Genomic DNA, 25103 nt, shown 5'->3' with positions numbered 1-25103 from the left:
CTCAAATCGTGCTGCTGATCGCGGCGGTACCCTGGTGCCGATGCCACATCCAGGCCAAAGCGGCGTAGTCTACGACGCTTCTGAGCAGCCAGGCCCAAGCGGCTCCGATCAGCCCAAGGCTAGAAATGGCCAAGAAAACAAGTGCAGCATAGGGCAGCAACTCAATACTGTGCAACAAGGCGACCTGTCGGACCCTGCCAACCGCCTGCAGTGCAGTGAACGGAATCTGCGCCAGGGCATTGACACCGAAGGCAAACAGCAACACGCGTGTCGGCGCCGTTGCCTGGGCAGAAAAGTCTGCGCCAAGCCACACATGAAACGCCCACGGCGTGCCCAGATAGGCCAGTGCCACCACCAATGTGACAACCAGCAGACTCAGGGCACTGGAACGCGCGACCAGTTGCTGCGCTCTGGAAGTTGCCGAAGGGTCTGAGGATGACGCCAGGCTGGCCAGACGCGCCAGCTCGGGAAGCAGCACGCTGCACAAAGCCGCGATCAAAATCGGCAGTCGCGACACCAGGTCAAACGGAATCGCATAGACGGCCACTGCAGCGGCAGACAGTGTAAAACCAATGACAAACCGATCCACATAAACGATCAAGGGGCCAATCACATTGCTGACCGTCACCCAACTGCCAAAAGAGAGCAGTCGGCGCAGCCAGACCAGGCTGACGCCATGCAACAAAACACGGCCATAGGCAGCAGCGCCAACGCCAGCCTGATCCGACACCAGGCGCCAAAGTACCAGCACATGCAACAGACGCACGATCAGAATGCTGACACAGGCACCAATCAGACTGGGCGTCCAGGTGGCACTCAGACACGGACCCAAGACCAGCAGGACACCGGTCGGAATACGCAGCAGATTGAGGGCCTTGAATGCCCCGATCCCTTCCAGTTGGCCGCGCAGCGCTGATGACAGCAATAGCAATGGCAAACTGGGCAAGGTCCAAAACAAGGCCAGCTTCACCTCTTCACGCAAGCTGGGTGAAGACAAGTCAAACGGCACCCCCCAGACTGAAACCGCAAGGCCCAAAACCACCGCCGCCGCCACACCGATGCCTGACAACAAAACCGATGCTGTTCCCAACACGTGGGTCTCATCGACGTGAGTTCCCGCCACCGCGTTCGCCCTCAGGGCAGCAACCGCCACGGTCACCGCGCGGCCAAGCCCCATGTCAAGAAAACTGAAATAACCCACCACCACCCAGACCAACGACAGGATGCCCACACGCTCCTGTCCCAGGGTCTGCATCAACCAGGGCACCGCCGCGAGCGCGGCGAGCATGGGCACCACGGTTCCTGACAAGGACCAGAAAACCGAGTGAAGGAGACTGCGCGACAGAAGGGTGGCAGGTGGCATCAGGCAGGAAGGAGAGCTTCGCCCGCAGGGACTCTGCCAGCATCAAGCCACTCGGACATTAAAAGGGCACCCCCAGGTGCCCCGAGCGGCGGATTATCGCCGCATCGACTGCAATCAGGCGCGCTGCTAAAAATGGATGCCGCGCATCATCTGCTGCAACGCCACCGCTTCGGGCGACAGTTGCGACTTGGCAGATTTTTCGTCAGGTTTGGCACCTTTTGCGGCGCTGGAATCGGGGAACATCCTGAAACTGGTGTTCATGGCGATCTGAGCTACCCGAGGCAAGGCCGCATGCAAAATCTGCCCGGTGATGCCCAACCGGGTGGCAATGCGCACCGGTTTAAAGATGCAGGCCTGCGCAATCATGTCGGCCGCCTCTTCGGGTGAAAGCGTCGGCACGTTGTTATAAAGGTTGGTTGGCGCAATCATGGGAGTGCGCACCAGCGGCATATTGATGGTGGTGAAACTGATGCCCTGATCGGCAAACTCGCTGGAAGCGCAACGCGTCCAGGCATCCAGCGCAGCCTTGCTGGCCACATAGGCACTGAAACGCGGCGCATTGGTCAGCACACCAATGGAACTGATGTTGACCACATGGCCCCTGCGTTTGGCCACCATGCCAGGCAAAAAGCCGGTGGTGACGCGCAGGCTGCCAAAGTAGTTGAGCTGCATGGTGCGCTCATAGTCGTGGAAGCGGTCATAGCTGGACTCAATCGCCCGGCGAATGGAGCGCCCAGCGTTGTTGATCAGAAAGTCCACGCCACCGTGCTGCGTGATCACCTGCTGCACAAACGCGTCACAGGCGGCCTGTTCGGCAATGTCGACGGCGTACGCAACAAACTTGTAGCCGCGGGAGGTGGCCTCGGCACACGCCTCGTCAAGCTTCTCCTGGTCGCGGCCACAAATCAAAGTGATAGCACCCGCCTCAGCAAACTTGTGGGCTGCAGCCAAACCAATGCCAGAAGATCCGCCTGTGACAAGAACCACCTTTCCGGCCACCGTGCCACGCAGACTGCGGTCGATGTGCAGGTCCGGATCCAGATGCCGCTCCCAGTAGTCCCACAACCGCCAGGCATAGTCATCCAGCTTGGGACAGGCAACACCGGTCCCCTTGAGTGCGGCGACAGTGTCCCGGCAATCAAAACGCGTGGGGTAGTTCACAAAGGTGAGCATGTCTTCCGGCAACCCCAGATCGGCCATGATGGCGCTGCGAATGCGGCGCACCGGTGCCAGCGCCATCAGCCCCTTCTTGACGCTGCGCGGTATAAAACCCAGCAGCGCTGCATTGATAAACAGGTTCATCTTGGGCGCATGCGCGGCACGGCTGAAAATATCCAGCACATCACCAACGCGGTACCCCACCGGATCGACCAGGTGGTAACACTTGCCGGCAATGCTGCTTTGATGACTGATGGTGGCAAGTGCATCCACCACAAAGTCAACCGGCACAATATTGATGCGCCCACCTTCCAGCCCGATCGATGGCATCCATGGCGGCAACAGCTGCCGCATACGCTGAATCAGCTTGAAAAAATAGTAGGGTCCGTCGATCTTGTCCATTTCGCCCGTGCGGCTATCGCCCACGACCATTGCCGGACGGTAAATGCTCCAGGGCAGCTTGCACTCGGTGCGCACAATTTTTTCACTCTCGTGCTTGGTCATGAAATACGGGTGCTCGTAATTCTCGGCCTCATCGAACATATCCTCGCGAAACACCCCTTCATACAAACCGGCCGCAGCAATAGACGACACGTGGTGAAAATGTTTCGCCTCAATGCTTCGGGCGAAATCGACCGTATTGCGGGTCCCATCCACGTTGACTGCGATCTGGCTGCCTTCATCAGCCCCCAGGTCGTAAATGGCGGCGAGATGATAAAAGTGGTCGATCTGCCCCTTGATCTGCTTGATATCGGCCGCAGCCACACCCAGTTTTTTGTCAGCTAGCTCACCCAGTACCGGGATGGCCCGTGTCGGCCCCACACCCCAAAACTCGCGCAGCGCCTTGACTTTGTCCTGGCTTTCCTTGCGGATCAGAAAATAAACCACCGCGCCTTTTCGCTGCAGCAGCTTGCCAACCAGACGTTTTCCGATGAAACCCGTCGCACCCGTCACAAAATATTGCATGTCAACTCCATTACTGATGCCGCATTCTTGCCCGAAACAGCACTTTTTGCATTCAGCGTAAACCCGTGGGCAGCACGCCCATGGCCGGCAAATTAGTAAGACACACCTACACCTCGAACATCGGTACCCCTACAGTTGCGCCAAATTCGGGCCGCAAGCCTGTTTTGAAACTATTTTTGAACCAACCGGAGTACATACCATGGTGACCAAACTTACGAAAGCCGCAGCACCCAGCAAACCCACACGTGGCAAAACAACCGCCAGCAAAAAGACCGCATTGCCACTGGCGGGCTCGGTGAAAGATTCAGCACAACAGATCTGGCAAGCCGGTCTGGGCGCATTCACCAAGGCACAGACCGAAGGCACCAAGGCCTTTGAGGCATTGGTCAAGGAAGGCGTCAGTTTTCAGCGCAAGACGCAGTCCGCTGCCGAGGAAAAAATCAATGAAGCCACTCAGAAGATGTCCAGCATGGCGACCGACATCTCCAGCAAGGCCTCTGGTCAATGGGACAAGCTGGAGAACATTTTTGAAGACCGTGTCGCCAAGGCTCTGAATAAACTGGGGGTTCCGTCTGCCAAGGATGTCAGCGCACTGATCGCACGCATTGACGAACTCAATGCCAGTGTGCAAAAGCTCTCGGGTACCCAACCTGCAGCCAAGACCGTGCCCAAAGCTGGTCCCAAGACTGCCGCGAAGGCACCCGTGGCAAAAAAACCCGTGGCGAAGAAAGTGACTTCGCCCAAAGCCGCTGTCAAGCCTGCCGTGGCTGAAACCCAAGCGGATCAGGTAAACCCTGAGTCGAAATAGCACGATCGGTCTTAAACTGTGACCCATGAAGACTTCACCACCCGCCACTCCCAGAATTGCTTTGGCGTTGGCAGGTGGCGGGCCTCTTGGTGCCATCTATGAAATTGGCGCCTTGTGCGCCCTCCAGGATTCACTGCTCGGCATTGACTTCAATCGCTTGCAACATTACGTCGGTGTTTCTGCCGGCGGTTTTATAGCGGCTGGACTGGCCAACGGCATCACGCCACAGCAGTTGTTCACGCTGTTCATTGAAGACAGCAAACGTCAAACCGAGATTTTTGACCCTGCTCTGCTGCTCAGGCCTGCATTCTCCGAGTTTTTTTCTCGTTCCCTGCTGTTGCCTGAACTGATGATGGCAGGTGTCTGGCAGGGCACACTGGGGCGCAAGTCGTGGATGCGGGCGCTTGAGCGGCTGAGCCCTAGTTTGCCAACCGGTCTGTTTTCCAATGCCCAGATCCACACCGAGTTGAGTCGGCTGTTTTCCCGCCCGGGACGCAGCAATGATTTTCGGCAACTGAAAAGCCGCCTGACACTGGTGGCCACCCATCTCGACAGCAGCACCGCCGTGCCCTTTGGCCGACCGGGTTGGGACCATGTGCCAATTTCCCGTGCCGTGCAGGCCAGTGCGGCCTTGCCGGGCCTGTTTCCACCGGTCGAAATTGATGGGCAGCATTTCGTTGATGGCGCGTTGATCAAAACGATGCATGCGTCGATCGCGCTCGACGAGGGTGTGGACCTGATGTTGTGCCTGAACCCCCTGGTGCCATTTGACGCGACAACACCGGTTACAGCGAGAGACCGAATCATGCCATGGACCGCACCCGAACCCATTCCGCGCATCGCGGAAGGGGGCCTGCCCGCCGTGCTGAGTCAGACGTTCCGCTCATTGATTCATTCGAGGATGGTGCTTGGCCTCAAGAATTACGAACTATCCTATCCCAATACCGACATTGTGCTGATCGAGCCGAACCATCGCGACCCCGAATTGTATTTGGCCAATACTTTCAGCTACAGTCAAAGGCGTCACCTGGCGGAACACGCTTACCAGCAGACGCGCCAGATGCTGCGCTCCAATCAGACCAATCTGACGGCCAAGTTTGGCTACCACGGGATCACGCTGAATCACCGTCTGCTTGACGACTCCCATCGGCATTTATGCTTGCCGAAACACCCGCCCGCCCGGATTGGAAGGGCGTTGACCAAGCTGCATGACTTGATGAACAATTTGAGTCAGGTGGTGGATCATCCCCGCGCCGAAAGTCAAACCGCATGGTAAAGAAGGCACCACGACGTACGGCTGAGCGCATTCTTGAGGTCACACTGGCGCTGTTCAATCGCTTCGGCGAGCCCAATGTGTCGACTACCCTGATATCGGCCGAGCTCAATATCAGTCCCGGAAACCTTTACTACCACTACCCGGCCAAAGACGAGCTGATCAACGCCCTGTTCAACCGTTTTGAGCGCGAGCTGGGCGAGTTGCTCAACGCCAGTGACGATGTGCGCAACGTGGAAGACGCATGGTTCTTTATGCACAGCCTGTTCGAGCTGATCTGGCAATACCGTTTTTTGTACCGCGACCTCAACGACCTGCTGAGCAAGAACCGCCGCCTGGAAACTCATTTCCAGCTGGTCCTGAAGAACAAGACACGTGCCGCTCGGGCGCTGCTTGACGGCATGCGCCGGGGTGGTGCGTTGCAGATCGACTCGCGCGAGATCGACGCCACTGCGACGAGCATGGTGGTGGTGCTGACCTATTGGCTCAGTTATGAGTATGTGCGCGACCCGCGCAATGCGCTTGAGCCCAACAACGCGCAGTCTGCGCTGATGCGTGGCGCGCAGCACACACTGAATTTGTTGGCACCTTACCTTGAGTCTGGCCAGCGTGCCCATTTGCTGCAACTTGCAGATGCCTACAATAAAGGGTAGCGGTTCAAAAAAACAGGTTCTAGGAGACAAAAATGGCCAGATGGACGGCTTTTCCTTATGCTGGCACGGACAACTTTGATGCCGCCATCCTCAGCCGAAAGTGGCTCTTGCTCCACGCAGGTGATCTGGAGCCTTTGCCGACCCATCCGCAAGTCCTTCAAGCCTGGGTGCATTTTCACAATGGCGAATTTCACAAAGCGGCAACGCTGGGACAGGGCCTGGGGCACGAAGGCCTGACGGTTTACTGCAAAGCCACCTGCACCCACGCCACCTACCTGGAAAAACACGAAGAACACCGACTTGACCTGTTCCTGCAGGTGGCGCAGCGTGCCGAGCAGCGGGCACTGGCACAACCGGACAATGCCAGTGCGCACTATTGGTGGGCCTTTGCCCTGGGGCGCTACAGCCAGGGTTTGAGTGTCGCCAAGGCACTGGCCCAGGGTCTGGACAACAAGGTCAAAAGCCAGTTGGAAAAGGTAATTCGGCTGCAACCCAGACATGCCGATGCCCACATTGCGCTGGGAAACTTTCACGCCGAGATCATCGACAAGGTCGGCTCGCTGATTGGTGCCATGGCGTATGGCGTGAACAAAGACGTCGGGCTCAAACTTTTTGCCAACGCCATGCAACTCAACAGCAAATCACCCCGCTGCATGGTGGAATACGCCCGCGCACTGCTGATGTTTGACGGCGACAAAATGATGGAAGAAGCCACACACCTCTATCAACTGGCGTCACGCAGCCATCCGCGTGATGCCATGGAGCGACTGGAAGTCGAAATGGCCAAAGCCGAGCTTGAGGACTAAACCCGGTCAATCATCCCAGGGCAACATCAAAGTCAGCCAACTGAGTTTCTCAAACTCGGGGGCAAAACCATCGATGATGGCTTGGGGGTCGGGGCACAACGTGGTGTCACTGATCACGCCAAACTGCACACCACCGCCGTAACTCAGAATTGACACACCCAGTCCCACGGTGCCGGACTGCGGCACCCAAAACAGCGTCTGATCCAGCGTGGCACCGCAAAACTGCAGTTTCTCACGGGGTCCGGGCACATTGGTCATGACCGCCGTGGTTTTCTTGGAAAACAGATTGAGCATCGCATCCTGAGCCGGCTTCAACAGTAACCCGGCCACAGCCAACATACCAAAGGCCAACAGGGGCTGCATGCTGCCTTTCAGTTCGGACATGCGTCGACGCACCTCGTAGACACGCGCGATCGGATTTTCCAGACCCAAAGGCAGCACCACCGGTGCCAGACCAAACTGGTTGCCCAGCTTGTACGCCTGCGACATCGGGCGCAAGTTCACCGGCACCATGGCCCGTACCTCTTTGCCCAGCACCGCGTCACCATGGCCCTTGAGATACTGGGCGATGGCGCCGGCCACACTGGCCAGTAGCACGTCGTTGATCGAACAGCGCAAGGCTTTGCTCACCGCACGCACTTCATCCAGCGGAATGGGACGACACCAGGCGACGCGTTTGCTGGTGCCAGGTATTCCCTTGAGGCGTGTGGGCGAGTCATCGGGCATCAGCGCCAGCGCCGCACCGTCACGCAACACCTGATAGGCCAACCGGGCAAGCTCCGCCGACCCGGCCTTACCTTTGCTGAAACCACTTTCCAGCCAGCGCTCCAACACATTGCGTGGGTCGCCCATGGCCTCGAAAGCATGCACTGCCCCATCACCAGCAACTTCCAATGCCTTGACGGCAGCCACCGTCAAGGGTTCGATCAGGGTGTGGCTCATCCACTCCTCGGCCGCCTCCCAGCCATGCGGGTGTGCCCCCCGCGGTGCCCGCTGGGGTGGGTCGGATCCACCGTCCACCAAGGACTGAATGACCGAGATCAAAGCCAGCCCGTCGGCGATGCAATGGTGGATCCGCGCCACCAGGGCAGAGCCGCCGTCGTAATGCTCCACCAAACGAAAATCCCACAACGGATAGCGGGCATCCAAAGGCTGCATCGCCAGTTCACCCAGACGTTGCTGCAGCGCCTGTTCCGGCTGGGACTTGGCCGAAGCCGGGAGTTTTTCACGCAGCACATGACGCCTGATGCTGAACCGGGTATCAGTCACCCAGTTGGCCCCGGTTGCATCGAGCTGTACGCGCTGAGAAAATCTCGGATACTTGAGCAAACGCTCCTCGATGCGCTCGCACACTGCGGCATACCGCACACGCGGCTTGATGATCCAGACCCCAACAATCATCATCAGGTTACTTGGGGCATCCATGCGCAGCCAGGCGGTGTCCACCTTGCTCATGCGCTCTACGGTAAATGGAATATCTTTTCGGGTCACCATACACTGGCTTTTTTGGGAATGATCTCTATTTTGTCGGCAATCGCGCCTTTAAGATAGCTGTGTATTACCCTGATACGCACTGCCCCAGCCTCACAACCAAGAACCCAAGGAAAGTCCGCCATGTCAGCCCTGAAAACCAAGTTCGAAGCCGCCGTTGCCAACTCAAAAAATCTGAGTGAGCGCCCCGACAACATGACCTTGCTCAAGTTGTACGCCCTGTACAAACAAGCCAGCAGCGGTGACAACACAGAAAAGAAACCTGGATTCACCGACATGGTGGGACGCGCCAAGTGGGACGCCTGGAACGGGCTAAAAGGTACGGCCAGCAACGACGCCATGCAGCAGTACGTTGACTTGATCGAATCACTCAGCTGACCCGGCCTTTTGTTTGGGCCGTGCGCGCACCACCCGAGGTGCTTGCGGTTCTGTTTTTGGCGCGAGCAAGGTATCGAGGTTTTTGACAATTTCGGCCTCGATCTTGTGCTTGAATGCGCCCAACAGAAAACCGAGTTGTGCGCGCAATTCAAAACGGTCTTTGTGCACCAGCAAGTTGCCTTTGACGCCTGAGCGGGAAAACACCACCTCATCACCGCCCTTGCTTTCTGCATAGCTGCAAGCCATGCCGAAATCGGCCTCGACCTGTTCAGCCCATTGAAAGGCGATCTTTCTGGCTTTGGCCAGGCCCAAGCTGTGTTCGCGAACGATGTGTAAATCAGCCAAGTGTCTGCTCCTGTGCCCATTGTTGAAGGTGTGTGTTGCGTTCGATTGCCGCCATTTTGGCCAATTGCCTGACCGCATCATAAAACCTCTGCCAGTCGCGCCCGACCTGCTCAAACAGAGCCTCAAACCCCGGCACCAGATCATCATAGGCCGCTTGTGCGGCAAAACTCGCATTGTTGGCCTGCGCCACCCAGGCATCAAAGCCGCTGTAACCACCCCACTGTTGTTTGATCTGGGTGTAGTCGGCCCGAAACTCCTGCATGATCTTATTTTTTATAGCAGAAATCTCTTGTTTAGATTGCGCTAGAGCCTGTTTTTGAGCGTAAAAATCAAGCAGCTTCTGGCGCGTCTGTCGGGTCAGTGTACGAAACTGAACACGCCGCTGATCGAACAGCTGGTACTGCGCTTTGACCTGAGGATCGCCCTTTAAATCCAGCCATTGCCGCACACCGAGGCGCTCCACAGCGGTCGCAAAAGATTCATTGAAGCGCGTGTCGTCCGCCACATACACCACCTGGTGGGCCAGTTCATGAAACATCAGGCGCGCCAGTTCGCCATCGCTGTAATGGACAAAGGTATTGAGCAGGGGGTCGCCGCCAGCCCAGTTCATCCAGCCCAAGGTCGAGTAGGCCGGTACGCCATAAACGCTGACCTCCCATCCCTGATGGCGCAATTCGCTGGCCTGCTGGTTGGCGGCAGACTCATCAAAATAGCCGCGATAAGTCACACAACCCGCCACCGGAAAGCACCAGGTCTTCAATGTCAGAGAAAACTCGGGGGTCGCCACCACGTTCCAAACCACATGACGGCGATGCAAATCGGCGTAGGCTTGGTAGCTGGCGTTGTCTGGCAGATGCAACCGGGTTGTTGCAAAGTGGCGTATCTGCTGCGCCAGTTGCAGGCGCGCACGCAGCGCCGGCGCGGTCTGCGCGTCTTCCAGCCAGTCGCGGATGGGGCGCGCCGACTGCATCAGGCGCATGTGTCCGCCGATCGACTGCCAGTAGTAGGCGGTTTCGGCGCAGGCACCCAACAGCAGCGTCAGCGCCAGCAGCAAGCGCCGCGCGACAATGTGGGTTATCACACCGAGCGCCATGACTGGCACGGTGTAGCATGACTGACCGAAGCCTTTGGCTCACAGACCACATCACAGAAAGACATCAGGAATGCTCTACAAATTCAAATCAAAAGCCGCCGGTGACGTGATTATGTTGCAGCCCAACGGCGAGCATGTTCTACAGATCATCGGCAAACACAGCGCCGACGAACCCAGTGTGAAGGGCATTTTGCTACCAGAGCAGATGGCGCAGGCGCTGGACGCCTTGAGCGCAGCCATCGCGCACGAAGAAGCGGCACGCCGCGATGCCATCGCCGCCGCACAAGCCGAGCACTTGCCAGCACCCCGATTTGACGCCATCGGCTTGCGCCAGCGCGCGCAGCCCTTGATGGAGATGATACGGTTATGCCAGAAAGAAGAAGAGCCCATCACCTGGGGTGTCTGATCTATTCCAGCATAAAAACTGGTTTTGGCGCTTACCCATATTGGGTTTATCGCTATATTATTGATAACTTCTGGCGTCCTCGATCACCTTGCCATCGTTGGGCAGGGTGCCGATCGGCAGCAATTCGACCTGGGCGCGCAATTTGGTCACGTCCCGCATGGCCTGGGTCAACTGTTCAGCCAGACCGATGGCATCACCCAAGGCTTCGACCTTGAGTGTCATGCTGTCGTTGGCCATTTCGCCACTGACCACCAGACGCGCCCGAGTGATCTCGGGGAAACGCTTGACAACGGTGTTCACCTGCCCCGGGTGCACAAACATGCCACGCACCTTGGTGGTTTGATCGGCGCGACCCATCCAGCCCTTGATACGGGTGTTGGTCCGCCCGGTGGGGCAACTGCCCGGCAGCACCGCCGACAGGTCTCCCGTGCCAAAACGAATCAGCGGGTAGGTCCGGTTCAGCGTGGTCACCACCACTTCACCCACCTCCCCCGCAGCCACCGGGTCACCGGTGCCCGGGCGCACGATCTCCAGCAATACGCCTTCGTCCACCACCAAACCTTCGCGCGAAGCGGTTTCGAACGCAATCGAACCCACATCGGCCGTGGCGTAACACTGATAACCAGCCACGCCGTGCGCCGCAAACCAGTCACGCAAACTCGGCGGAAAGGCCTCACCGCCAAACATGGCCTTGGTCAAGCTGGGCAGAGGCACGTCCATCTCAAGCGCTTTTTCAAGAATGATCTTGAGGAAACTGGGTGTACCGATATAGCCTGCGGGCTGCAACTCGGCCATCGCCTGCACCTGCTGCTCGGTCTGACCGGTGCCGCCGGGGAACACCGTACAACCCAGCGCATGGGCACCGGTTTCCATCATCGAGCCGGCCGGTACAAAGTGATAGCTGAAGCTGTTGTGGATCAATTCACCCGGCCTGAAACCGGCCGCAAAAATGGCGCGCGCCATCCGCCAGTAATCCTGTCCCGTGCCTTCGGGCTCGTAGATCGGACCGGGACTGGCAAACACACGCGGCATTTGCGCACCAAAACCGGCGGCGCTAAAGCCACCAAACACGCTAAGGCCTTGCTTGCGGCTGGCGAGTTGCCGCTCAAGCAGCTCATGCTTGCGTATGACGGGCAGTTGGGCCAGAGCCTGCCGGCTATTGACACTGAACGGATCGACGTCCTGTAGCAGTTGCGCAAATGCCGGGGAGGCCAACTTGGCGTGTGCCACCTGCACCGGCAAGGCGCTCAGCAGAGCCATTTCACGCGCAGCTGGTTCCCGCGTTTCCAGCGCGTCAAAAAAATTGTTCATGTTCTTCCCAGAAAAAACTGTCACGCCAACCAGCGCTTGCGCCGCTTGTAACTCTTCACGTCCTTGAAGCTCTTGCGTTCACCACCACCCATGCCCAGATAAAACTCTTTGACATCCTCGTTGTTGGCCAGGTCACTGGCCACACCGTCCATCACCACCCGGCCCGACTCCATGATGTAGCCATAGTCGGCGTACTTGAGCGCCATGTTGGTGTTCTGTTCCGCCAGCAGGAAGGTGACTTTCTCTTTCTCGTTCAGATCTTTCACGATCTCGAACACCTCTTCAACAATCTGCGGCGCCAATCCCATCGACGGTTCATCCAGCAACACCATGCTGGGGTTGGTCATGAGCGCTCGGCCAATCGCGCACATCTGCTGCTCACCACCCGAGGTGTAGGCGGCCTGACTGGTGCGCCGGGTTTTCAGGCGCGGGAAATAGGTGTAGACCTTGTCCAGATTGGCGGCAATTTCGCCTTTGTCCTTGCGCGTGTAGCTGCCTGTGAGCAGGTTTTCTTCAATGGTCAGGTGGGCAAAACAGTGGCGCCCTTCCATCACCTGCACCACACCACGCTGCACCAGGTCGGCGGGCGACAGGTTTTCGATGCGTTCACCCCGCAACTCGATCGAACCCTTGGTGACCTCGCCCCGTTCACCACGCAACAGGTTGGAGATGGCACGCAGTGTGGTGGTTTTGCCCGCGCCGTTGCCCCCGAGGATGGCCACAATGTTGCCCTGCGGCACATTCAGCGACACACCTTTGAGCACCAGAATGACATGGTTGTATATGACTTCGATGCCATTGACATTGAGAACGATGTTGTTGGGTTCCATATTTCCTAGCTTTCACCAATCAACAACCCTGCACGCAGGACTGTTGGCTGGGCATCCCGGCTAGCAGCCGGGATGCGGGGAGATATCAGGACTGGCAGTCCGCCGGGGTGCGCGGGGTCAGCTTCTTGTCCTCGGCATATTTGGCAGCCGTCTTTTTGACCAGGGGTTTGAGAATTTGCTCGTCGGCCTGCAGCCAGTCAGAGCTGAATGCCCATTGTTTGCCATCCCAGGTGTGTACACGCGCCCAGTTGGAACCCATGTGGTCGGCGCAGGTGGTGGCCACCGGACGCATAACCCCGGCAAAACCCAGCCCGTCAAGCTTCTTTTGATCAAGCGCGAGGTTTTCATAGCCCCAGCGAGCCTGCTCACCATTCATCCACTTGCCTTTGCCAAAACGCTCTTGCGCGCGTCGCACACCTTCAACCGCGAACATCGCACTCATGGCACCCCGCATGTACAGCACCGAACCCACCTCTTCCTTGGGGCCACTGCCTTTGCCAGCACCATGGACCTTGGCCAGGATTTCCTTGACAACGGCTGAATTGGGTTCAGCACCATGTTGCATGGTGACCGCGTTGTAGCCCTTGGCCCCCTCGCCCACGTCTTTCACGTCAGGCTCGGCACCCGACCACCATACACCGTACATCTTGTCACGCGGATAACCGGTAGCCTGAGCTTCTTTGAGCGCAGTGGAATTCATCACACCCCAACCCCACAACAATACGTAGTCGGGACGGGCCTGGCGTACCTGCAGCCAGGTCGCTTTCTGGTCAACACCTGGGGCAGTGACTGGCAACAATTGCAGATTGAAACCGTGCATGGCAGCGCGCTCCTGCAAGAGCGGGATCGGCTCTTTACCATAGGGTGAGTCATGGTAGACCAAGGTGACCTTCTTGCCTTTGAGCTTGTCGAGGCCACCTTCCTTCTTGCCGATGGTTTGCACCAAGGCGTCAGCAGCCAGCCAGTAGGTGCCCGCGATCGGGAAGTTCCACTTGAAAATCAAGCCATCCTGGCTTTCGCTGCGGCCATAGCCTGCAGTGATCAAGGAAATCTTGTCGCCTGGCGCTTTTTCTGTCAAAGCAAACGTGATACCGGTGGACAAGGGCTGGAACACGGTGGCACCGCCATGTTTGCCTTTAAGACGCTCATAACACTCCACACCACGTGCCGTGTCGTAGCCAGTCTCGCACTCTTCGTAAATGATCTTCACGCCATTGATACCACCGCGCGCATTGGTCAGCGCCATGTAGTCCGCGTAGCCGTTGGCCCATGGCACCCCGTTCGGTGCGTAGGGTCCGGTGCGATACGGCAGACCGGGGAAGAACTGCTCTTTGGCCTGGGCAAACGCCCCTGCGGCGGCAGCGACCATGGCACTGGCCAGAACGATGTTGCGAATTTTCATGGAGTCTCCTAAGTAATTGACACTCACGTGCCTATGGTTAACGAACGGGAACAAACAACAAAATCAGTGTGGAAATGGCCACAAGCGCATCTTTTGTTTGCCAATGGACCAGAGTTTGGCCAGCCCATGCGGCTCAACAATCAGAAACCAGACAATCAACGCGCCAAAAATCATCAGCTCAGCGTGAGAAATTCCCGACGTCGAAATCTGCACACCGACCAGACCACCCAGCAGCGGCAAGAACTGGTTCAAAAAGATGGGGAGCAACACAATGAACGCGGCACCAAAAAAGCTGCCCATGATGGAGCCCATGCCGCCAATGATCACCATGAACAACAGATTGAACGACTGGTTGATCGAAAACGCCGCCGGCTCCCAGGAACCCAGATAGACAAAGCCCCACAACGCCCCCGCCATACCAACGATGAACGAGCTGACCGCAAACGCAGTCAATTTGGCATACATCGGACGGATGCCGATCACCGCAGCGGCCACGTCCATGTCGCGGATCGCCATCCACTCCCGTCCCATGGCACTACGCACCAGGTTCTTGGCCAGCAGGCCAATCACCACCAAAAGGGAAAGACACAGCAGGTATTTGGAAAGCGGCGACTCAATGGGCATGCCAAATACCTGCAGTCCTGATACCGAAACCGACCCCGAGGGCGCGTCGTTGGTGAACCATTTGATGCGCAAGAACATCCAGTCGGCAAAAAACTGCGCCGCCAGCGTGGCCACTGCCAAATACAAGCCCTTGACCCTAAGGCTTGGTAAACCAAACAAGATTCCAAACGCCGCCGAACAGATACCACCCAACACCAGCGCAGCAACCAGTGGCATGCCTGGCACACGTACAAAAAAATTGAACGCGGCATAAGCCCCCACCGCCATGAAGGCGCCCGACCCCAGAGAAATCTGGCCGCAGTAACCGACCAAGATGTTGACCCCCAATGCAGCCAGCGCCATGATGAGGAACGGGATCAGGATGGCACGGAACATGTAGTCGCTGCTGAACAGCGGCACCACCAGATATGCCGCGGCGATGATCAGCAGTACCGCCCAGCGATCCTGTGCAATCGGAAAAATCTGCTGATCGGCCCGGTAGCTGGTCTTGAATTGGCCGTTTTCTCTGTAGAACATGTCGATTCTCTATTCGTTGGGGGCTGGAAAAATGTCAGGACCAGTTTCAGACGCGATCAATGATCTTCTCGCCAAACAACCCTTGTGGCCGATACAGCAAAAACAACAGCGCCAACACATAGGCAAACCAGATCTCGATGCCGCCACCCACATACGGCCCCAAAAACACTTCAGACAACTTTTCACCCACGCCGATGATCAGGCCCCCAATGATGGCCCCAGGCACCGATGTCAGTCCCCCCAGGATCACCACCGGCAGCGCCCGCAGCGCCACCGTGGTCAGAGAAAACTGCACACCAAGCTTGCTGCCCCAGATCATGCCGGCCACCAGCGCCACCACACCCGCCACACACCACACGATGACCCAGATGCGATTGAGCGGAATGCCGATGCTCTGCGCCGCCTGATGGTCGTCTGCCACCGCCCGCAACGCACGCCCGGTCACGGTTTTCTGGAAAAACACGGTCAGCAGGCCGACCAGCACGGCGGCAATTACAGCCGCATACAAATCCTCCTTGTTGATCAGGATGCCGCCTTCAAACAGGCTCTCAAAGGCCATGATCGGCTCTTTGGGCATGCCCACATCAATCTTGTAAATGTCGCTGCCAAAAATGGTCTGGCCCACGCCGTCGAGAAAGTAGCTGATCCCCAGCGTGGCCATCAACAGTGTGGTGCCTTCCTGATTGACCAGGTGACGCAAGGCCAAGCGCTCAATCAGCCAGGCCACGCCAAACATCAGGATCCCGGCGCCAATGAAGGCCAGCGCATTCGCCACAAAACTGCTGGTGATACCCGCGTAAAGGGGGATCCACTCAGAAAATCGCGCCATCGCCAGCGCCGCAAACAGCACCATCGCACCCTGGGCAAAGTTAAATACCCCCGAAGCCTTGTAAATCAGCACAAAGCCTAACGCCACCAGCGAATACAGCATGCCGGCCATGAGGCCACCGAGCAAGGTTTCAATGAAAAATCCCATGTGCTTAACTCCTGCGTGCTTAGTGACTGGTGCCAAGATAGGCGCTGATCACTTCTTCGTTGGTACGCACCTCGTCGGGTGTGCCATCGCCAATTTTTTTGCCGTAGTCCAGCACCACGACGCGGTCGCTGATGTCCATCACCACACCCATGTCGTGCTCGATCAGCACAATGGTGGTGCCAAACTCTTCGTTCACATCCAGCACAAAACGGCTCATGTCCTGCTTTTCTTCGACGTTCATGCCGGCCATGGGCTCATCGAGCAGCAGCAGTTGCGGCTCCATCGCCAGCGCACGGCCCAGGTCGACGCGCTTTTGCAGGCCGTAGGGCAGCTGGCCGACCGGGGTCTTGCGAAACGCCTGGATCTCCAGAAAGTCGATGATGTGTTCCACAAACTCGCGATGTTTTTCCTCTTCGCGCTGGGCCGGGCCGATGCGCAGCGCCTGCAGGAAGATGTTGCTTTTGATACGCAGGTTGCGACCGGTCATGATGTTGTCGATCACGCTCATGCCCTTGAACAGCGCCAGGTTCTGAAACGTGCGCCCAATGCCCATGGTGGCCACCTGGTGGCTGTCCATGTGACTGAAGGTCTGGCCTCTGAAAGTAATGGCACCTTCCGTCGGCCGATAGACGCCGTTGATGCAGTTGAGCATGGAGCTCTTGCCGGCACCATTGGGGCCGATGATGGCGCGTACCTCGTGCTCATGCACGTTGAAGCTGATGTCTGTCAGCGCCTTGACACCGCCAAAACGCAGGGAGATGTTCTTGACGTCAAGAATGACGTCGCCAATTTGTTTGCTTGCCATGGGATGAACTTCTTTCAGGCTGCCGCTTTGACCGGTGCAAAGGTTTTGGTGTCGTCGATGCGCAAGGTGGCGCTCACCTTGCCGGTGCGACCGTCTTCAAATTTGACCTGTGTTTCGATGTACTGCGTGGTTTTGCCGCCATAGAGCGCGTCGATCAGCACATCGTATTTTTCGGCAATGAAACCGCGGCGGACTTTGTTGGTGCGTGTCAGTTCGCCATCGTCGGCATCGAGTTCCTTGTGCAGCACCAGGAAGCGGCTGACCTGAGAGCCCGCCAGCAGAGTGTCCACACTCAAATCGGCGTTGACCTTCTCCACACACTCTTTGACCAGCTGATAGACCTCAGGCTTCTGCGCCAGATCGGTATAACCCGCGTAAGGCAGATTGCGCCGTTCGGCCCAGTTGCCAACCGCGTCAAAGTCGATATTGATCATCACGCAGACCTTTTCGCGGCCATCGCCATACGCCACCACTTCTTTGATGTGCGGAAAGAACTTGAGCTTGTTCTCGACATACTTGGGCGCAAACATCGCACCGTCGTTGGCACCGCCCTTGATACGGCCCACGTCTTTCACGCGATCGATGATTTTCAGGTGGCCGTGCGCATCCAGAAAGCCGGCATCGCTGGTGTGGTACCAGCCGTCAGTGGTCAACACCTCGGCCGTGGCTTCGGGGTTTTTGAAATAGCCTTTGAGCAAGCCGGGCGACTTGACCAGAATCTCGCCGTTGTCGGCCAGTTTGATCTCCACGCCCGCGCACGGCACGCCCACCGTGTCGGCACGCGCTTCATGGTCGGGCTGCAGGCAGACAAACACGGCCGTTTCGGTTGAGCCATACAGTTGCTTGATGTTGACGCCAATGGAGCGGTAGAAGCTGAACAGGTCCGGGCCAATCGCCTCGCCAGCGGTGTAGGCCACCCGCACCCGGCTAAACCCCAGGTTGTTGCGCAGTGGCCCATACACCAGAAAATCACCCAAGGCGTACATCAGCCGGTCACCCAGCGGCACACTTTTGCCATCCATCAAGGTCGGTCCTACCCGTTTGGCAATCGCCATGAAGGCGTGAAACATCTTGCGCTTGATGCTACCGGCGTCTTCCATGCGGATCATCACACTGGTCAACAAGCCCTCAAACACCCTGGGTGGCGCAAAGTAATAGGTCGGCCCAATTTCCTTCAGATCAATGGTCACGGTGGCGGCTGACTCCGGGCAGTTCACCACATAACCACAGCTCAACCACTGCGCGTAACTGAAGATGTTTTGCCCAATCCAGGCCGGTGGCAAATAGGCCAGCACGTCTTCATGGTGGGTCAATTTGTCAAACTCGGCACCGGCGCGCGCCCGGTTGAGCAGGGTGTCGTGGGTATGCACCACGCCCTTGGGGTTGCCGGTGGTGCCACTGGTAAAGAACATCGCCGCCACATCATCGGGCAACACCTTGTCAACCTCGGATTTGAAGAACTCGGTGTGGATGGCAGCAAACGCCTTGCCGGCGGCAATCAGTTCGTCCAGCGCGGCCAGGCCGGGCTCGTCGTAATTGCGCAGGCCACGTGGATCGTCAAAGTAAATATGCGTGAGCTGCGGGCACTGCTCCCGTATTTCCAGCAACTTGTCAACCTGCTCCTGATCCTCGGCAAAGGCAAAACGGACCTCGGCGTTGTTGAGCGGGAACACACACTCGGGTGCTGCAGCATCCTGGTACAGCGCAATCGGCACTGCGCCCAGCGACTGCACCGCCAGCATGGTGGCGTACAAACGTGGGCGATTCGCCCCAATCACCACCATGTGGTCGTGCTGACGCAGCCCCGCCTGATGCAGCCCACAGGCCAGGTGCTCCACCAGTGCTGCCATGTCGGCCCAACTGGTCGCCTGCCAGATGCCGTATTCCTTCTCACGCATGGCGGTGTCGGTGGGGCGCTGCGTGGCATGGTTCAACAGTAATCGCGGAAAAGTCGTCTGCATCGGTTTGCCTTGTCTGCCTGATTCAATGCCAGTCCGGTAACCCGGATACTGGCTGAAGTGGGCGCAATGATAGGACGCAGTTTGACGTCAAGTTGTCGTTTGGACGACAATCTGGCGCTTTCTCGGTAGGTGTTTTCCCTGCGTTTTATCAATTTGTTGACAAAGGAGCTGATCCATGACCACCGAACCGAGTCTGTTTCAGCGCCGACGTCCCCTCACACCCGCCGAGCTTGACCAGATCCCATGGCTCAAGCGACTGCTACCCACCGAGCGCGAGCGTGCCGTGGAAGACCTGCAGGTCTCGGACGCCAAACCCGGGGACTATGTTTGCCGCACCGGCCGGCAGGTGACATACTGGTTTGGCGTGATTGACGGACTGCTAAAGATGAGCACCGACAACGCCGAAGGCCAGACCATGACCTTCACCGGTGTGCCCCCCGGTGGCTGGTTTGGCGAGGGCACCGCGCTGAAACGCGAGGTGTACCGCTACAACATCCAGGCGCTGCGCAACAGCATGGTGGCCGGCCTGCATGTGGACACCTTTCACTGGTTGCTCGACCATTCCATCGGATTTAACCGATTTGTGATGAACCAACTCAACGAGAGGCTGGGCCAGTTCATCGCCGCCCGCGAGATCGACCGCATGAGCAACCCGACTATCCGGGTGGCCCGCAGTCTGGCGGCGCTGTTCAACCCGGTGCTGTATCCCGGGCTGGGCACCGAGCTGCGTATCACCCAGCAGGAACTGGCCTATCTGGTGGGACTGTCGCGCCAGCGGGTGAACGAGGCGCTGACAACCCTGGCGTCCCACGGCGCAATTGCGGTGGAATATGGCGGCCTGAGGGTGGTCAATCTGCAGGCACTGCGCAGCAGTTACTTTATTGAATAAATCGGGCTTCAGCCCATATTCATCAAGTGTTAGTAGCTACAATTTCAATACTATGACGTCTTCACCCCAGCCTCCTGCCTTCCGGCGCGCCGCACCTCCCCCCCAAAAAGCCCCGATCCCTGCTGGCCAAAGCAACACCGCAGCGTTTGGTGCCAACGGCACCTTGAGGCTCAACAAACGCATGGCCGAGTTGGGACTTGCATCGCGCCGCGAAGCCGATGACTGGATTGCCAAGGGCTGGGTCAAGGTCAACGGCCGCGTCGCGGAAATGGGAATGCAGGTGGCGCCCGACGTCAAGATCGAGATCGACAAACAGGCACAGGGCCAGCAGGCCAAACAGGTCACGGTACTGATCAACAAACCGCTCGGTCTGGTCAGTGGACAGGCCGAAGACGGGCATCAACCTGCCATCACGCTGGTGCAACCGCAGAATCGCTGGACCGAGGACAACGCACGCTTTTTCTTTCACCCCAGCCAGCTCAAAAGCCTGGTGCCTGCCGGACGGCTCGACATCGACTCCACCGGCCTCCTGGTGCTCACGCAAGACGGACGGGTGGCACGCCAGCTCATCGGTGAAGACGCGTCGATGGAAAAGGAATATCTGGTACGGGTGATCTACACCGGTGTCATCAACACCGCTGCGGCCAGCTCGGCCGCTGCCACCCATACCGCGAGGCCCGTCGCACGCGCCACCCTGAACCGCCCCGCTGCGCCCACGCAACTCAGCCGCATCGATGACGACGACCCGGTGAGTCAGGACGTGCAGTCTGTGTTCCCACCCGAGCAGCTGGCACTGCTGCGCCACGGTCTGCGGCTGGACGGTCAGCCCTTGAAGCCCGCGCAAGTTGAATGGCAGAACCCCGAGCAGTTGCGCTTTGTGCTGACCGAAGGCAAAAAACGCCAGATTCGCCGCATGTGCGAGCTGGTCGGCCTGAAGGTCGTCGGCCTGAAACGCGTGCGCGTCGGCAAGGTCATGCTGGGCAATCTGCCCGTGGGCCAATGGCGTTACCTGGCACCGCACGAGCACTTTTGAGCCACTTCAGACCCTATCTCACGGCGTTTGATTTTGGGCAGTGGGTGGCGTCACACCTGAAGCTATCATCGCCCTTGACGGTCGCTGCAGACCATGTAACGACCCGTGCCAACTGCCCTCCGAAGAGATAGCCCACGTGAACCCCTACCCTGCGATCGACACACTCAGCAACCTCTACCGCTGCATGGTGCGCATTCGCGCCTTTGAGAACGCCGCCGAGATCGCCAGCCAGGGTGGTGTCAGCGCTTACGGCCAAAGCGCCGGTGGCAGCGCCCAGGTGCGCGGCCCGCTGCATTTATCCACCGGACAGGAAGCGGTGCCAGCGGGCGTCTGCGCACACTTGAGTACCCGCGACACCATCACCTCGACCCACCGCGGACACGGCCACACCCTGGCCAAGGGCGCTGACCTGGGGCGCATGATGGCTGAACTGTTTGGCAAAGCCAGCGGCTTCAATGGTGGCAAGGGCGGCTCCATGCACATTGCCGACTTTTCGGTCGGCATGCTGGGTGCCAACGGCGTGGTGGCGGCCGGTTTGCCGATCGCCGTGGGTGCGGCACAGGCGCAAAAACTGAAGCAGAAGACGCAAGCCGAACAAGGACGAGAGATTGAAAACACCATCACCGTGTGTTTTTTTGGCGATGGCGCCATTAACCGGGGGCCGTTCCTGGAGGCCCTGAACTGGGCGCAGGTCTATCACCTGCCGGTGCTGTTTGTCTGCGAAGACAACCGCTGGAGCGCCACCACCGAAAGCACAGCCATGACTGCCGGGGCGGGAGCCTCCGCGCGGGCCCAGAGTCTTGACATCGCGGCCACCCAGGTGGATGGCAACGATGTCGTCGCGGTGTACCAAGCTGCGCAGGCGTTGGTGGCGCAGGTGCGCGCTGGCCTGGGGCCGCGCCTGCTGCACGCCCTGACTTACCGGGTCAAAGGTCATGTGTCAGTGGACCCGGCCGCTTACCGCAACCCACAAGAGCTGGCAGCAGCCTTGCAAACCGACCCGATCGCCCGACTTCGTGAACGTTTTAAGGCTATAGCGCAGACAGATCAATCGCTGACAGCTATTGAAGATGCAGCGGCTGCCGAGGTCAACGCGGCCCTGGCTGCTGCTGCTGCTGCCCCCTGGCCTGACGCCAGCGCTGCTTATACCGACGTCCAGACCACCGGAGCCGGCACATGGTATTGACAACAACAGCGCCTGCCGCGCAGAGCATGACCTACGCGCAAGCCGCCGTGCGTGCCTTGCAACTTGAGATGCGCGCCGACCCCCATGTGGTGGTGCTGGGCGAAGATGTGGGGCGCGGTGGCATTTTTGGCCAGTACGCCGGGCTGCAAGCCGAGTTTGGTGTGGATCGCGTCATTGACACTCCGATCAGCGAATCGGCCATCATGGGCGCGGGCGTCGGGATGGCGCTGGCAGGCCTGCGCCCGGTGGTGGAGATGCGGGTGGCCGACTTTGCCCTGTGCGGCATGGATGAAATCGTCAACCAGGCCGCCAAGAACCGCTATATGTTTGGCGGCCAGGGCCGGGTGCCGCTGGTGGCGCGCCTGCCCGGCGGGATTTGGGACGCATCGGCTGCCCAGCACTCGCAGAGTTTCGAAGCCTGGTTTGCCGCCCTGCCGGGGGTGGTGGTGGTCTGCCCGGCGACGGTGCAAGACAACTACTCACTGTTGCGCGCCGCGCTGGCCTGTGGCGACCCGGTGATTTACATCGAACACAAAACGCTCTGGGGCGCATCGGGTGCTGTCGATGAAGCGTTGCAAGTGCCACTTGGCAAAGCTGCCATTCGCCGCCCTGGCACCCAGTTGACGCTGGTGAGCTGGAGCCGGCAGGCGCTGCTGTGCGAACAGGCGTGCCAGACGCTCGCGGCGCAAGGCATCGACGTCGAGCTGATCGATTTGCGCAGTATTTGGCCGTGGGACCGTGAGTGCGTACTCACCTCCACCGCCAAAACCGGCCGTCTGCTGGTGGTGCACGAAGCGATTCAGGTGGCGGGTTTTGGCGCCGAGATTGCCGCCACAGTGGCCGAAGTGACTGGCGCGCGCGTCAAACGACTCGGTGCACCGCGCATTCCGGTCGGCTACTCGCCCATTCTGGAAGCACAATCGCGCATCAGCCCTGAGACGATTGCCGCCACGGTCAGAACCATGCTGGCTTAGGCCCGACCCGACGATGCACTTACCCCACGAACCCCATCACCTGCCCATTGAGGTGCAAGACCCGACCGTTCCCGAAGAACACCCCCGCGTTCCGCTCAAGGTAGAAGACTGGTTGACCGTGATCGTCATGGCGCTGCTGGCGCTCATCACTTTCACCAACGTGCTGGTGCGCTATTTCACCAACGAGTCATTTGCCTGGACCGAAGAGTTTTCGGTGTTCCTGATGATTGTGCTGGCGCTGGTGGCGGGTTCGGCCTCGGTGGCGCGCAACCGGCAAATCCGCATCGAGTTTTTTTCTGACAGTGGCACGCCAGCACGCCAGCGTGCGCTGGCACGCTTTGGGGCGCTGATGGTGTGTGCACTCTTCACGCTGATGGCGGTATTGAGTGTGCGCACCGTGTACGACGATTTTCAGTACGGCGAAACCTCGCCTGGTATTGGCGTGCCGCAATGGTGGTACACCATGTGGCTGCCCGTTCTGTCGATCGCCATCGCTTTGCGGGCGCTGGGCCTGTTCATCCGGCGCGGGCGCGCGCCATGATCGCCACGTTGTTGTTCGTAGTGTTTGTTGGCATGATGCTGGCGGGCGTGCCGATTGGTGTGTCGCTGGGTCTGGCCGGCGCAGCGGCCATTGCGCTGGCCAACGCCGGCTCACAGTGGCTTGGTCTGCTGGCGGTGCCGCAGAACTTTTACGCCGGCTTGGGCAAGTACCCGCTGCTCGCGATCCCAATGTTTGTGCTGGTCGGCTCGATTTTTGACCGCTCGGGCGTTGCTTTGCGATTGGTCAACTTTGCCACCGCCATCGTTGGGCGTGGCCCGGGCATGTTGCCGCTGGTCGTGATTGCGGTGGCCATGTTCATGGGCGGTATTTCTGGCTCCGGGCCGGCCACAGCCGCCGCCGTCGGGGGCGTGATGATTGCTGCCATGACGCGCGCCGGTTATGCGCCGGCGTTTTCGGCCAGCGTGGTGGGGGCTGCGGCCTCCATCGACATTTTGATTCCCCCGTCGATTGCCTTCATCGTCTATTCAGTGCTGGTGCCAGGGGCCTCGGTACCGGCCATTTTTGCCGCCGGCATGGTGCCCGGTTTGCTGGTCGGACTGGCGCTGATGGTGCCCGCCGTGTGGCTGTCGCGTCATCACGGCATGGGCCAACAGGAGTCTTTGTTGCCGCGCCCACCGTTCTGGGCCAGCCTGCGTGAGGCGTCCTGGGGACTGGCGGCACCGGTGCTGATTCTGGGTGGTATGCGTGCCGGCTGGTTCACCCCCACCGAGGCTGCCGTGGTGGCGGTGTTCTACGGTCTGTTCGTCGGCATGGTGATCTACCGCAGCATCAAAGTGCGCGACCTGTTTGAGATTCTGCGCGAATCGGGTGAACTGTCAGCCATCATCTTGCTGGTGGTGGCTCTGGCCGGCGTGTTTGCCTACTCGCTCTCGACCCTGGGCATCATCGACCCGGTGACGCAGGCCATTGTCAACTCCGGGCTGGGTGAGTACGGCGTGCTGGCATTGCTGATGGCCTTGCTGGTGGTGGTGGGTATGTTTCTGGACGGTATTTCGATCTTTTTGATCTTTGTGCCGCTGCTGATACCGGTAGCCCAGTTTTACCATTGGGACCTGGTGTGGTTTGGCGTGTTGCTGACTCTCATGGTGGCCCTGGGCCAGTTCACCCCGCCGATCGCGGTCAACCTGATGGTGACTTGCCGCATTGCCGGTGTACGCATGGAAGAAACCGTGCGCTGGGTGATCTGGCTGCTGGCCGCGCTGCTGAGTGTGCTGCTGCTGGTGATTGTGTTCCCGCAGGTGGCGTTGTGGTTGCCGACCCGTTTGGGTTACTGACACAGCGTGCTTGAGACGTT

24 protein-coding genes are annotated in these 25103 nt (G+C 58.8%); 12 read left to right on the top strand and 12 right to left on the bottom strand.

Features of this window, described 5'->3' with window-relative positions:
• Nucleotide 1 precedes the first annotated feature (1 nt).
• Nucleotides 2-1363 carry an oligosaccharide flippase family protein gene (locus KBF66_RS04215; RefSeq protein ID WP_296652702.1) on the bottom strand — a complete coding sequence of 454 codons (1362 nt, stop codon included), beginning with the start codon at nt 1361-1363 and terminating at the stop codon, nt 2-4.
• A gap of 126 nt (nt 1364-1489) precedes the next feature.
• Entirely contained in the window at nt 1490-3487 is a 1998-nt protein-coding gene (locus KBF66_RS04210; protein ID WP_296652700.1) for an SDR family oxidoreductase, read from the bottom strand.
• Between the two features lie 199 nt (nt 3488-3686).
• On the opposite strand from KBF66_RS04210, the gene KBF66_RS04205 reads away from it, so the two are divergent.
• The 4 genes from KBF66_RS04205 to KBF66_RS04190 are packed head-to-tail and all read left to right on the top strand — an operon-like array spanning nt 3687 to nt 7027.
• Nucleotides 3687-4295, top strand: coding sequence for a phasin family protein (locus tag KBF66_RS04205; RefSeq protein ID WP_296652698.1), 609 nt, complete (start codon nt 3687-3689; stop codon nt 4293-4295).
• 25 nt (nt 4296-4320) lie between these two features.
• Nucleotides 4321-5571: a patatin-like phospholipase family protein gene (locus KBF66_RS04200; RefSeq protein ID WP_296652697.1), complete on the top strand. Its 1251-nt coding sequence runs from the start codon at nt 4321-4323 to the stop codon at nt 5569-5571.
• Nucleotides 5565-6221: a TetR/AcrR family transcriptional regulator gene (locus KBF66_RS04195; protein WP_296652695.1), complete on the top strand. Its 657-nt coding sequence runs from the start codon at nt 5565-5567 to the stop codon at nt 6219-6221. Before KBF66_RS04200 ends, KBF66_RS04195 begins: the two co-directional genes overlap by 7 nt.
• Before the next feature lie 32 nt (nt 6222-6253).
• Nucleotides 6254-7027 (top strand): hypothetical protein, encoded by a 774-nt coding sequence (locus tag KBF66_RS04190; protein ID WP_296652692.1) that lies wholly within the window; start codon nt 6254-6256, stop codon nt 7025-7027.
• 6 nt (nt 7028-7033) lie between these two features.
• Here the strand turns inward: KBF66_RS04190 and KBF66_RS04185 are convergent, their stop codons facing one another.
• Nucleotides 7034-8521: a wax ester/triacylglycerol synthase family O-acyltransferase gene (locus KBF66_RS04185; protein ID WP_296652689.1), complete on the bottom strand. Its 1488-nt coding sequence runs from the start codon at nt 8519-8521 to the stop codon at nt 7034-7036.
• A gap of 120 nt (nt 8522-8641) precedes the next feature.
• Between KBF66_RS04185 and KBF66_RS04180 the strand changes: the two genes are divergently transcribed.
• On the top strand, nt 8642-8896 hold the full coding sequence (locus KBF66_RS04180; RefSeq protein WP_296652685.1) for an acyl-CoA-binding protein: 255 nt from the start codon (nt 8642-8644) through the stop codon (nt 8894-8896).
• On the opposite strand, the gene KBF66_RS04175 is transcribed toward KBF66_RS04180, so the two are convergent.
• A complete protein-coding gene (locus KBF66_RS04175) occupies nt 8885-9241 on the bottom strand; it encodes a polyhydroxyalkanoic acid system family protein (RefSeq protein ID WP_296652681.1) in 357 nt (118 codons plus the stop codon). The genes KBF66_RS04180 and KBF66_RS04175 overlap by 12 nt on opposite strands.
• Nucleotides 9234-10322 (bottom strand): aminopeptidase, encoded by a 1089-nt coding sequence (locus KBF66_RS04170; RefSeq protein ID WP_296652679.1) that lies wholly within the window; start codon nt 10320-10322, stop codon nt 9234-9236. The genes KBF66_RS04175 and KBF66_RS04170 overlap by 8 nt, the downstream gene beginning before the upstream one ends.
• 82 nt (nt 10323-10404) lie before the next feature.
• Between KBF66_RS04170 and KBF66_RS04165 the strand changes: the two genes are divergently transcribed.
• Nucleotides 10405-10740 (top strand): DUF1840 domain-containing protein, encoded by a 336-nt coding sequence (locus KBF66_RS04165; RefSeq protein WP_296652676.1) that lies wholly within the window; start codon nt 10405-10407, stop codon nt 10738-10740.
• Nucleotides 10741-10797: 57 nt separating this feature from the next.
• Here the strand turns inward: KBF66_RS04165 and KBF66_RS04160 are convergent, their stop codons facing one another.
• The 7 genes from KBF66_RS04160 to KBF66_RS04130 form a co-directional block, all read right to left on the bottom strand.
• A complete protein-coding gene (locus KBF66_RS04160; RefSeq protein ID WP_296652673.1) occupies nt 10798-12051 on the bottom strand; it encodes an AMP-binding protein in 1254 nt (417 codons plus the stop codon).
• Nucleotides 12052-12071: 20 nt separating this feature from the next.
• On the bottom strand, nt 12072-12881 hold the full coding sequence (locus KBF66_RS04155) for an ABC transporter ATP-binding protein (RefSeq protein ID WP_296652671.1): 810 nt from the start codon (nt 12879-12881) through the stop codon (nt 12072-12074).
• Between the two features lie 85 nt (nt 12882-12966).
• On the bottom strand, nt 12967-14283 hold the full coding sequence (locus tag KBF66_RS04150) for an ABC transporter substrate-binding protein (protein WP_296652669.1): 1317 nt from the start codon (nt 14281-14283) through the stop codon (nt 12967-12969).
• 63 nt (nt 14284-14346) lie between these two features.
• On the bottom strand, nt 14347-15423 hold the full coding sequence (locus tag KBF66_RS04145) for a branched-chain amino acid ABC transporter permease (RefSeq protein ID WP_296652665.1): 1077 nt from the start codon (nt 15421-15423) through the stop codon (nt 14347-14349).
• A 46-nt stretch (nt 15424-15469) separates the two neighbouring features.
• The gene (locus tag KBF66_RS04140) at nt 15470-16399 is read right to left on the bottom strand and encodes a branched-chain amino acid ABC transporter permease (RefSeq protein WP_296652661.1); all 930 of its coding nucleotides are present in this window, start codon (nt 16397-16399) and stop codon (nt 15470-15472) included.
• Between the two features lie 19 nt (nt 16400-16418).
• Nucleotides 16419-17204: an ABC transporter ATP-binding protein gene (locus KBF66_RS04135; protein WP_296652657.1), complete on the bottom strand. Its 786-nt coding sequence runs from the start codon at nt 17202-17204 to the stop codon at nt 16419-16421.
• A gap of 14 nt (nt 17205-17218) precedes the next feature.
• A complete protein-coding gene (locus KBF66_RS04130; RefSeq protein ID WP_296652654.1) occupies nt 17219-19165 on the bottom strand; it encodes an AMP-binding protein in 1947 nt (648 codons plus the stop codon).
• Between the two features lie 175 nt (nt 19166-19340).
• On the opposite strand from KBF66_RS04130, the gene KBF66_RS04125 reads away from it, so the two are divergent.
• The 6 genes from KBF66_RS04125 (at nt 19341) to KBF66_RS04100 (ending at nt 25083) form a co-directional block, all read left to right on the top strand.
• The gene (locus KBF66_RS04125) at nt 19341-20054 is read left to right on the top strand and encodes a Crp/Fnr family transcriptional regulator (RefSeq protein WP_296652650.1); all 714 of its coding nucleotides are present in this window, start codon (nt 19341-19343) and stop codon (nt 20052-20054) included.
• A gap of 52 nt (nt 20055-20106) precedes the next feature.
• Entirely contained in the window at nt 20107-21087 is a 981-nt protein-coding gene (locus KBF66_RS04120) for a pseudouridine synthase (protein ID WP_296652647.1), read from the top strand.
• Between the two features lie 184 nt (nt 21088-21271).
• Nucleotides 21272-22273, top strand: a complete 1002-nt coding sequence (locus KBF66_RS04115) for a thiamine pyrophosphate-dependent dehydrogenase E1 component subunit alpha (RefSeq protein WP_296652785.1) — start codon at nt 21272-21274, stop codon at nt 22271-22273.
• The gene (locus KBF66_RS04110) at nt 22264-23247 is read left to right on the top strand and encodes a transketolase C-terminal domain-containing protein (protein ID WP_296652644.1); all 984 of its coding nucleotides are present in this window, start codon (nt 22264-22266) and stop codon (nt 23245-23247) included. The genes KBF66_RS04115 and KBF66_RS04110 overlap by 10 nt, the downstream gene beginning before the upstream one ends.
• A gap of 13 nt (nt 23248-23260) precedes the next feature.
• Nucleotides 23261-23788: a TRAP transporter small permease gene (locus KBF66_RS04105; RefSeq protein ID WP_296652641.1), complete on the top strand. Its 528-nt coding sequence runs from the start codon at nt 23261-23263 to the stop codon at nt 23786-23788.
• Complete coding sequence (locus tag KBF66_RS04100; RefSeq protein ID WP_296652639.1) at nt 23785-25083, top strand: TRAP transporter large permease; 1299 nt, start codon at nt 23785-23787, stop codon at nt 25081-25083. The genes KBF66_RS04105 and KBF66_RS04100 overlap by 4 nt, the downstream gene beginning before the upstream one ends.
• The last annotated feature ends 20 nt before the right edge of the window (nt 25084-25103 follow it).

Source organism: Rhodoferax sp., assembly GCF_018063565.1.
Classification (GTDB): Bacteria; Pseudomonadota; Gammaproteobacteria; order Burkholderiales; family Burkholderiaceae_C; genus Rhodoferax.
The sequence above is the reverse complement of the archived record's forward strand: the minus strand, read 5'-3'. Positions and strand labels throughout refer to the sequence as shown.

Coding starts and splice junctions, on each gene's coding strand:
- KBF66_RS04215 (WP_296652702.1), bottom strand. CDS start 1,363: ATGCCACCTGCCACCCTTCTGTCGCGCAGTCTCCTTCACTCGGTTTTC.
- KBF66_RS04210 (WP_296652700.1), bottom strand. CDS start 3,487: ATGCAATATTTTGTGACGGGTGCGACGGGTTTCATCGGAAAACGTCTG.
- KBF66_RS04205 (WP_296652698.1), top strand. CDS start 3,687: ATGGTGACCAAACTTACGAAAGCCGCAGCACCCAGCAAACCCACACGT.
- KBF66_RS04200 (WP_296652697.1), top strand. CDS start 4,321: ATGAAGACTTCACCACCCGCCACTCCCAGAATTGCTTTGGCGTTGGCA.
- KBF66_RS04195 (WP_296652695.1), top strand. CDS start 5,565: ATGGTAAAGAAGGCACCACGACGTACGGCTGAGCGCATTCTTGAGGTC.
- KBF66_RS04190 (WP_296652692.1), top strand. CDS start 6,254: ATGGCCAGATGGACGGCTTTTCCTTATGCTGGCACGGACAACTTTGAT.
- KBF66_RS04185 (WP_296652689.1), bottom strand. CDS start 8,521: ATGGTGACCCGAAAAGATATTCCATTTACCGTAGAGCGCATGAGCAAG.
- KBF66_RS04180 (WP_296652685.1), top strand. CDS start 8,642: ATGTCAGCCCTGAAAACCAAGTTCGAAGCCGCCGTTGCCAACTCAAAA.
- KBF66_RS04165 (WP_296652676.1), top strand. CDS start 10,405: ATGCTCTACAAATTCAAATCAAAAGCCGCCGGTGACGTGATTATGTTG.
- KBF66_RS04160 (WP_296652673.1), bottom strand. CDS start 12,051: ATGAACAATTTTTTTGACGCGCTGGAAACGCGGGAACCAGCTGCGCGT.
- KBF66_RS04155 (WP_296652671.1), bottom strand. CDS start 12,881: ATGGAACCCAACAACATCGTTCTCAATGTCAATGGCATCGAAGTCATA.
- KBF66_RS04150 (WP_296652669.1), bottom strand. CDS start 14,283: ATGAAAATTCGCAACATCGTTCTGGCCAGTGCCATGGTCGCTGCCGCC.
- KBF66_RS04145 (WP_296652665.1), bottom strand. CDS start 15,423: ATGTTCTACAGAGAAAACGGCCAATTCAAGACCAGCTACCGGGCCGAT.
- KBF66_RS04140 (WP_296652661.1), bottom strand. CDS start 16,399: ATGGGATTTTTCATTGAAACCTTGCTCGGTGGCCTCATGGCCGGCATG.
- KBF66_RS04135 (WP_296652657.1), bottom strand. CDS start 17,204: ATGGCAAGCAAACAAATTGGCGACGTCATTCTTGACGTCAAGAACATC.
- KBF66_RS04130 (WP_296652654.1), bottom strand. CDS start 19,165: ATGCAGACGACTTTTCCGCGATTACTGTTGAACCATGCCACGCAGCGC.
- KBF66_RS04125 (WP_296652650.1), top strand. CDS start 19,341: ATGACCACCGAACCGAGTCTGTTTCAGCGCCGACGTCCCCTCACACCC.
- KBF66_RS04120 (WP_296652647.1), top strand. CDS start 20,107: ATGACGTCTTCACCCCAGCCTCCTGCCTTCCGGCGCGCCGCACCTCCC.
- KBF66_RS04115 (WP_296652785.1), top strand. CDS start 21,272: ATGGTGCGCATTCGCGCCTTTGAGAACGCCGCCGAGATCGCCAGCCAG.
- KBF66_RS04110 (WP_296652644.1), top strand. CDS start 22,264: ATGGTATTGACAACAACAGCGCCTGCCGCGCAGAGCATGACCTACGCG.
- KBF66_RS04105 (WP_296652641.1), top strand. CDS start 23,261: ATGCACTTACCCCACGAACCCCATCACCTGCCCATTGAGGTGCAAGAC.
- KBF66_RS04100 (WP_296652639.1), top strand. CDS start 23,785: ATGATCGCCACGTTGTTGTTCGTAGTGTTTGTTGGCATGATGCTGGCG.